The organism is Planctomycetota bacterium (genome assembly GCA_016207825.1).
In the GTDB taxonomy this organism is placed as follows: domain Bacteria; phylum Planctomycetota; class MHYJ01; order JACQXL01; family JACQZI01; genus JACQZI01.
Genome location: JACQZI010000015.1, coordinates 1 through 7753 on the forward strand (window position 1 = coordinate 1; position 7753 = coordinate 7753).

A 7753-nucleotide genomic window follows, 5' to 3' on the forward strand; every position below is an offset into this window, starting at 1 on the left:
CAATGGCACCTGCTGGCTTAATATGAAGCGGTGGCAAGTGACAACTCAATCACGAACGTATTATATTGTATACAAGTTAGCTGGGGATATCGGCGGAGGGCAAAGAGCCGGGGTTAAAATTGCAGATAGTAGCTATTTGGAGTTCGAGAATGCGACATGTATTGGGGTCCCTTAGAATTCTCCTGAATGGGGTAGCCTAAGTAGAGGTGCTTCGGAATCCCGATGTGAAGCCAAAGAAAGCGGCACCACTCGGGAGAAAACGCCACGGCTATCGGCGTGCCATGGTAAAAAGATGTTATCCCGCAAGACGGGACGACTATATATTACTCGGCGTTACAAGAGGATGTTGCAAAATGTTGCATAAAGCGTTTAGACGATTTGGCGTAATAGGGATTTGGGCGATTATTCTATTATTGGTCATTGGGAATTGGGGCTTGAATAATTTCGCCTACGGCGATACCTGGTCCCAATCCTCCTTCACCGATGGAACGTTTAATAACACGGTTACTACCACAAACAATACCGATGTAACATTAAAACTTATGAATTATGATAGCGGGAATGGAACAGATGGAACAATCACTATTACCACTGCGAAGAATATCAATACCGACCTTTTCAATCGGGCCTGGCCTGATGCGGTTACGGCTACTTCTATGGCGAATACATCATCCGGCGCTACCTCTATTGTCGTTGTCTCTGCTCCTAATGGTCTGGCGGCCGGGGATGAAGTTATTATTATCAGCCTTAAAGGAACCAGCGGTAATGTCGGTTTCTATGAATTTGCCCGTATAACTTCTATTAACGTGAATACGCTGAATCTTAATAGAGCATTAACCAATGGATATAATGGCACTCTTGATAAAATAATGGTCCAGCGCGTGCCAAATTATACCAATGTAACAATTGATTCTGGTTCGCTTACCTGTTCTGCCTGGAATGGAACTTGGGGCGGAGTTCTGGTATTCAGGGCTACTGGTACCGTTACGGTAAATGTGGTGAATGGCATCAACACAAATGCGAAAGGCTATTTGGGAGGCGACAGTGGAACCTCGGCTGGATCTAACTCTCCTGGTGGAGAAGGCTATAATGGCAGCGGCAGGAAAGGCGGCTATGCTAACGCATCTGCGGCGACTGGCGGCACGACTGTTGAATCCGGTGGTGCTGGAGGCGGAGGAGGGGCTACGCAATCAATTGGGGCAGGAAGCGGGAGCGCTGGAACTGTCGGTTCGGGCGGCGGCGGCGGTGGCGGTGCTTATCAAAGTTCTGTTGGTTTTGGAAAAGATTCTTCAAGTGGTGCCGGAGGCGGTGGTGGTAACGGTTCCGTTGGAGTTGGAGGAGGCGGTGCAGGCGCGGGTGGTTCCGGTAGCACTAATACTGGGGGGAATGGCGGCAGCGGAAGTTTTAATACTAGTGTTGCATGGGCAGGCGGCGGGGGTGGCGGCGGAACCGATGGGCAAGCCAATTCTTCCAACCTAATAAACCGTGCGTATATGGGAGGGGGAGGAGGAGCAAGTGGAGGTGAAAACGTTCCGGGCTACACAACGGACTACGGTTATGCAGGCGGTAATGGCGGTGGTATTATTTTCATTTCGGCTAATATTATCAATGTGATTAATGGCGCATCAATTGCGGCTAATGGTCAGGCAGGAGCTAATGGTCGCAATGTTACTTTTGGAAGTGGAGGCGGCGGCGGAGGAGCGGGAGGTTCAATTATCCTTATTGCTATAACAATTACAAATCCCGGGGCAAGCGGAATTACGGCTAATGGAGGTGCTGGAGGTACTGGTAAGTTTAATGGTGGTAATGGCGGCGGTGGCAGAACCTATGCTAAATATTATGGCTCTGCACCGGCTAATTTACCAACCCCAAATTATGCATCGGCTTCGCTTGCCTATTTTGCTTCCGGCGTCTATACCTCAACAGCAATTGCACCGACAGGCGTTTCTTACTGGGGAACTCTTAATCATACAAAGATTACCCCAGCTAATACACTCTTAACCGTAGATGTCTTGAGCTCTTCAAATAATGCATTATTAGTTGCCAATGTCCCATCGGGAACCGACCTTATGACAGCTTATCCGGCAACATTTGCCAATATTACCGGTATAAAACTACGGGCAAATTTCTCTACATCCGATACCACTCAAACAGCAACTTTGTCTGATTGGCAATTAGAATATGCCGCGGGAACCGCGGTCTCCACCACCAACTGGTCTGATATTATCAATGGAAATTCTATTCAAATGGGACAGTCTGTTGCCCATGTCAAGTTTGATATGCGGACGGTTGAAGGCACCGCCCGCTGGAAACGATTCCGTATTGATAAAGGATTAAAGGCATATTCTACTAACATTGCCTGCCCGGATTGTAAAATTGAAATCCAAGTATGGATGGAATCTGATAGCAACGGGTTTTGGGATACAGGCGACACTTTTATCAGTAAAGGAAACTTTAGTAACGGCACCTGTTATCTTAATATGAAACAATGGTCCATTACGACCACCCCCAAGACTTACTACATTGTATACAAGCTTGCTAATGACATTGGGGGTGGTCAACGTGCCGGGGTGAAGATAGCGGATAGCAGTTATTTGGAATTTGAAAATGCTACCATGCGTAGGAGTCCCTTAAGGGGACTCCGGAGTCCCAATGAATATCGGGATATTGGTGTACCTTGAGTTTGCCGCCCCGATACATCGGGGCGTAGGAGTGCCAGAATAATATAACTACAAAAACACCCTGTCGAAACGGCGGGGTGGTGAAAAAGGAACGTTTTAATATAATGAACGTGAACAAGAAACTTGGTTTTATTTGTGACGTAGGGTTCCTGAGTAGGAACATCAAAGGATTACGGAATAATAAGCCTCTCCCCTGCCTCGCCGATGTGGGGGGGCGCGTCTTTACGACCATGCCCCCGCGTCTTTACGACCATGTCCCTACGTCTTTACGACTATCCCCCTGCGTCTCTACTATAGAGACCCCACGGCGTTATGACCATGCCCCCGCGGTCTTACTAGGGATAAACCACGGTCTTACGAGAAATACCCCGCGGTCTTATGAGAGATACCCCACGGCTTTACGAAGGACACCCCGCGGCTTTATAACCAGTGCCCCACGGTTTTATGAGGAGTCCCCCGCAGGAGGTACCGTACCTACCCCCCTACGTTTGAATTCACCAAATTTTGTAACCCTTTATAAAACAAGATGATACAAATAAAATTGATGCCGAAAAAGTTACCAATAATTGCGAGTGAGCCATGACACAAGATGCAAGAGGGAAAAATGCTCTCAGTCGTGGCAGGGATAATATAAGCCGTATTTAGAAAATATATAAAGGAGAAATTTCAAATGAATAAAGAAAACAAATTATATGGGTTGTTAGGATTATGGTGTTTTTTATGTTTCACCTTAATGGTAATTCAAGTTATGGCATGGTGCCCGGCTGCAGAAGAGGAAACGAAGAAATTCTTTAAGAACCCACCGCCTCCTCCAAAACCAGGAGACCAAATGAAACCGAATCCTGCTCCTGAACAAAAGCCGGAACCTCCTCTTCCACAAGCTCCAGAACCAACTCCACCAGCAATCCCAGCTCCACCCCCCCAAAAAGTAAAACCCGCCCCAATTCCGGCGCCAACCGTAAAACCGCCCCCACCTCCACTGCGGCCTCCGGCCGGGACAGGTATCGAACCGTTAGTTTTTAACCCGTTGTCTACAGTTCCGATGTGGGAAAACTGGTGGTCAAGAAACCGCCTTTATTACCTGCCATTTAAAAATATAATCCAGTGGGCTGATGATATAAACCCTAAAAAAATGGATGACGGGACCCTTAACGTGGAAGCCAATCCAATCAGCAAGCAATCATTGGAGTTCCTTATAAAATGCCTGAAAGAAAATGAAAATCCTATTATCAGGGCAAATGCCGCACTAGCTCTAGGAAAATACAAACATAGAGGTGCTGTCCCGGCACTAAAAGACGCATTAAAGAATGATGCTAATTTTGATGTAAAGAATGTCTCGGCTTTAGCTTTGGGAATCATGGGAGAAGAATCTGCTATTACCGATTTAAAAGCAATCTTATTTAATGAAACGGATGAAAAATCCCAGATGATTAGCCGCGCGTACGCCGCACTGGCACTCGGTTATATAAAAACCGAAGAATCAATTAATATACTGAAAGAAGCACTTGACCCAAACAAAAAATTACATAAGGAAATTCAATGCTCATCTATTCTTTCCCTGGGCAATATTCAGAATAAATCATCAGTTGATTTCTTGGGCAAAATATTGAATGATGCTTCGTATGATGAATATGTCCGGTCATACGCAGCCGTTGCTCTTGGCCGGCTCAAAGATGAATCTGCGCTTCCTTACTTGATAAAATCGCTGCAGGTAAAGGAAAGCACTATCCGCTCAAGCATCGCACTGGCTATGGGATTGATTAAATCACCTAAGGCAAAAGATGAATTGATAAATCTTATCAGCAAGGATAAGTCAACCGAAACCAAAGCATTTGCCGTGATATCACTTGCTCAATTAGGCGATAATAAGGCTTTCGATACCATCCATAACCTTACTAAAAAACCTGATTTTAATATTGAAGGGATGGCTTTTTTATCGCTAGGTTTATTGGGTAATAAAGCATCCATTCCGGAACTCCAAAAAATAGTGGTGAAAAAGACAAAGCCTCTTTCGCGCGGCGCCGCTATTATTGCTCTTGGCATGATGAAAGATATCTCATCCGTCAATACTTTGATTGAGGTTGTTCAAAAAGAAATCAATTCCGATCCTGTAAGCTGGAATTATGCTGTCCTTGCCCTGGGAATGATTGGAGACCAACAAGCCGTCCCTGCCTTGGAAGAAGCTTTCAAAAACGCCCAGCAAAGGGTTGATATGGCAAAAGTCGGTTATAATAATCTTACCATATCACTTGCTATGCTCGGCAAACGAAATGAAGTATTAGAAGAATTATATAAAAGAATCAGTGACAGTAAAAGTCTTCCGCAAATAAAAACCAGGGCACTCCACGGCATAGGGTATATCGGCGATAAAGCTTCTATTAAACAATTGATGGACTTCTATGTCGCGGAAAAAAATGACGACCTGAGATCTTATGCCATATTAGCCATGGGTTTTATCCTGGATAACGAGCGGGTTAATCCTCTATATAAAATCACTGCTGACAATAATTTCGTGATTACCATGCTGATTTTGAACCATATATTCTTTAGTAAACCTGAATAATCTATAAACGCATAAAATGGAGTAAATTTGTGTAAAAGGAGTACTATGATTATGAAAAACATGAAAACCAACCTTTTTAGGAACGGGCCACCAAAGGTAACTGTAGTATTACCCCGTAAATACTTCTTCACCATAACGCTTTTTTTGTCCGGTTTTCTCATATACGGCCTTTTAATCATTTCTAAGGGGCTTTATGCAGATACGATAGAACTTCTATCAGGTGAAATGGTTCACGGACGGATTATCGGTGAGGAAAAACAAACTTTAAAACTACTTCCAGAAAACAAGGATGATAAATCCAAGGAAACTAAAACCTTTTATCTATTCCGCATCAAAAAAATAATCAAAGGTAATACTTACCAGGATTACATGGCAAAAAAAGAAAAATGCCAAACCGCGGATGATTTTTATAGTTTGGGTGAATCCTGCAAGAACAATAAATTACCTGAAGAAGCACTGCTAATGTGGGCGGAAGCGATCAAGATAGACCCCAACCATGAAAAATCCCGTAAAGCCCTGGGTCATAGGAAAGAAAACGACCGCTGGCTGACACAGGAAGAAATAAAAGAAGCGGAAGGATACGTTAAATTCCAAAACCGCTGGGTAAAAAAAGATGGGCTGGAAAAAGCCCGCCAGGAAGAGGCGAAAAAAAAATATCAATCCGCGTATCCGATAAACATTAAAATCGGCGTGGTTACGGATGTAACGGAAGCATGGTTTGAAACATATCGTGACAGAATCAAAGAATATACTAAATACTTATGGATTGCCAGCGAAGGACTGCTCTATTTAAATAACGTCGAAATATCAGATTGTTCTTCAGGTGAATTTACGGTGCTTATACCGCATCCATCCGATGACGACAAATCAAAAAGCCAGGCTTACAGAAGTTGTGCCGGCGGGGTTGAAATGTCGGCACAGTGTGGCGCCCACATTTTCGTCCGCCAATGCGGTTTCGTAAAGCTCCATATCACAGCTCATGACGGTTGCATTCTGGAAAAAGCAAGCGGTTCTGTTACAAAATTCTGCGATGAATGCCTGACAAAAATAATAACCCTTTCCCCTAATGTCAAGCACCATCCGGATTTCCCTGAAGAACCGCCTGAAGTAAAGATAAAAATTACCAACAATAAACAAAAATAGGAGAAAAAATATGCGACGCTTCATTTCCTGCTGCTTTTGGATTGTTTCGTTATTGTTGGCACCTAATTATATGCTTATCACGGAAGAATCTGCCTCACCGTCTAAAAACCAGGGGCTTTCCTCACAGAAAAAATCCGAAGCAGAAAAACTCATCAAGAAATACTTTACGGTAAAAGATAGTATGGAAAAAACCGGGCTTCTTGATGAATTGGCAAAATATGATGAGGAAGTTTCCCCTTCAGACATAACCGCTTTTACTAAAACAATCTGGCCATTAGTTAAACAGGACGCCAAACCCGAAGGTAAAAATCCTGCAAAATGCACTCATCCTGATTACCCAGGCGAATATTTCATCTCGATACCCCCTGAAGCCAAAGCCGGTAAAAAAACAGGTGTTTTTATAGGATTGCACGGCTACAGATGTGAAGGGGATGACATGCAGGCTTGTTATGGTAACCCTAACCCAAAATTAATCGGAGTTTATCCGACTGTTATGGATAAAAGTAATGGCAGTGCCTGGAAAACAGAAACTGCGGAAAAATATATCATAGAAATTATCAACGACTTAAAGCGCACTTATAATATTGATACCAATCAAATCTACCTGGCCGGTCATTCTATGGGGGCACAAGGCACATGGTCAATTGGCTCCCATTATGCAGATATATTTGCAGCACTTGCACCTATGTCCGGGGCCGGTTCTACAGGAGGAATACTCGCCAACCTTAAAAATACTCCCGTCTGGTTTTACCACAGCGCGGATGATAAAGTAATTTCAGTAGAGCCAGACCGCCAAGCCGCTGAAACTCTTAAAGCATACAAAGAAAAATATGGCGCATATGATTTTACTTACAAAGAATATTCCGACATCGGGCATGGATTTCCCAAAGAAGGATTCAAGCCGATTTGGGACTGGATATTTTCCAAGAAACGCAATCCTTACCCTAAGTTTGTCATCTGGGAACCCACCCGGATTTATAAACAGATATTCTACTGGTTAAAAACAAATAATCCCCAACCAGGGCAAAGAATAGAGGCGAAAATAGATGCTAACAAGATTTTTATCCAAAGCGATGTTACGGAATTTAGCGTCTTACTTAATGATAAACTGGTGGATTTAAAAAAGCCGGTGGTTATTACTGTCAATGCTGATGAAAAATTTAATGGCTTAGCCGGGTATAGCCTACGCACATTAGTGGAAACCATAGATGACAAAAAAGACCCAGAAATGTATTTCACCAGTCAAGTAAAGATAAAAAATGATGAGAAACGGAGGTAATCATGCGTAATAGTAGAGGAAAACCGCTTCGCAGCAAATGGCTTGGTGCAGGCGTTATTGCGGTAGCAGTAACCGCCTTGTTGCTGG

Annotated in this window: 4 protein-coding genes; all 4 read left to right on the forward strand. The window is 43.8% G+C overall.

The window, feature by feature from the left end:
• Positions 1-353: 353 nt before the first annotated feature.
• Positions 354-2681 (forward strand): hypothetical protein, encoded by a 2328-nt coding sequence (locus HY811_06950; protein ID MBI4834538.1) that lies wholly within the window; start codon positions 354-356, stop codon positions 2679-2681.
• Between the two features lie 670 nt (positions 2682-3351).
• Entirely contained in the window at positions 3352-5244 is a 1893-nt protein-coding gene (locus HY811_06955; GenBank protein MBI4834539.1) for a HEAT repeat domain-containing protein, read from the forward strand.
• 51 nt (positions 5245-5295) lie between these two features.
• The gene (locus tag HY811_06960; protein MBI4834540.1) at positions 5296-6387 is read left to right on the forward strand and encodes a hypothetical protein; all 1092 of its coding nucleotides are present in this window, start codon (positions 5296-5298) and stop codon (positions 6385-6387) included.
• 10 nt (positions 6388-6397) lie between these two features.
• Positions 6398-7666, forward strand: coding sequence for a hypothetical protein (locus HY811_06965; GenBank protein ID MBI4834541.1), 1269 nt, complete (start codon positions 6398-6400; stop codon positions 7664-7666).
• Positions 7667-7753: the final 87 nt, after the last annotated feature.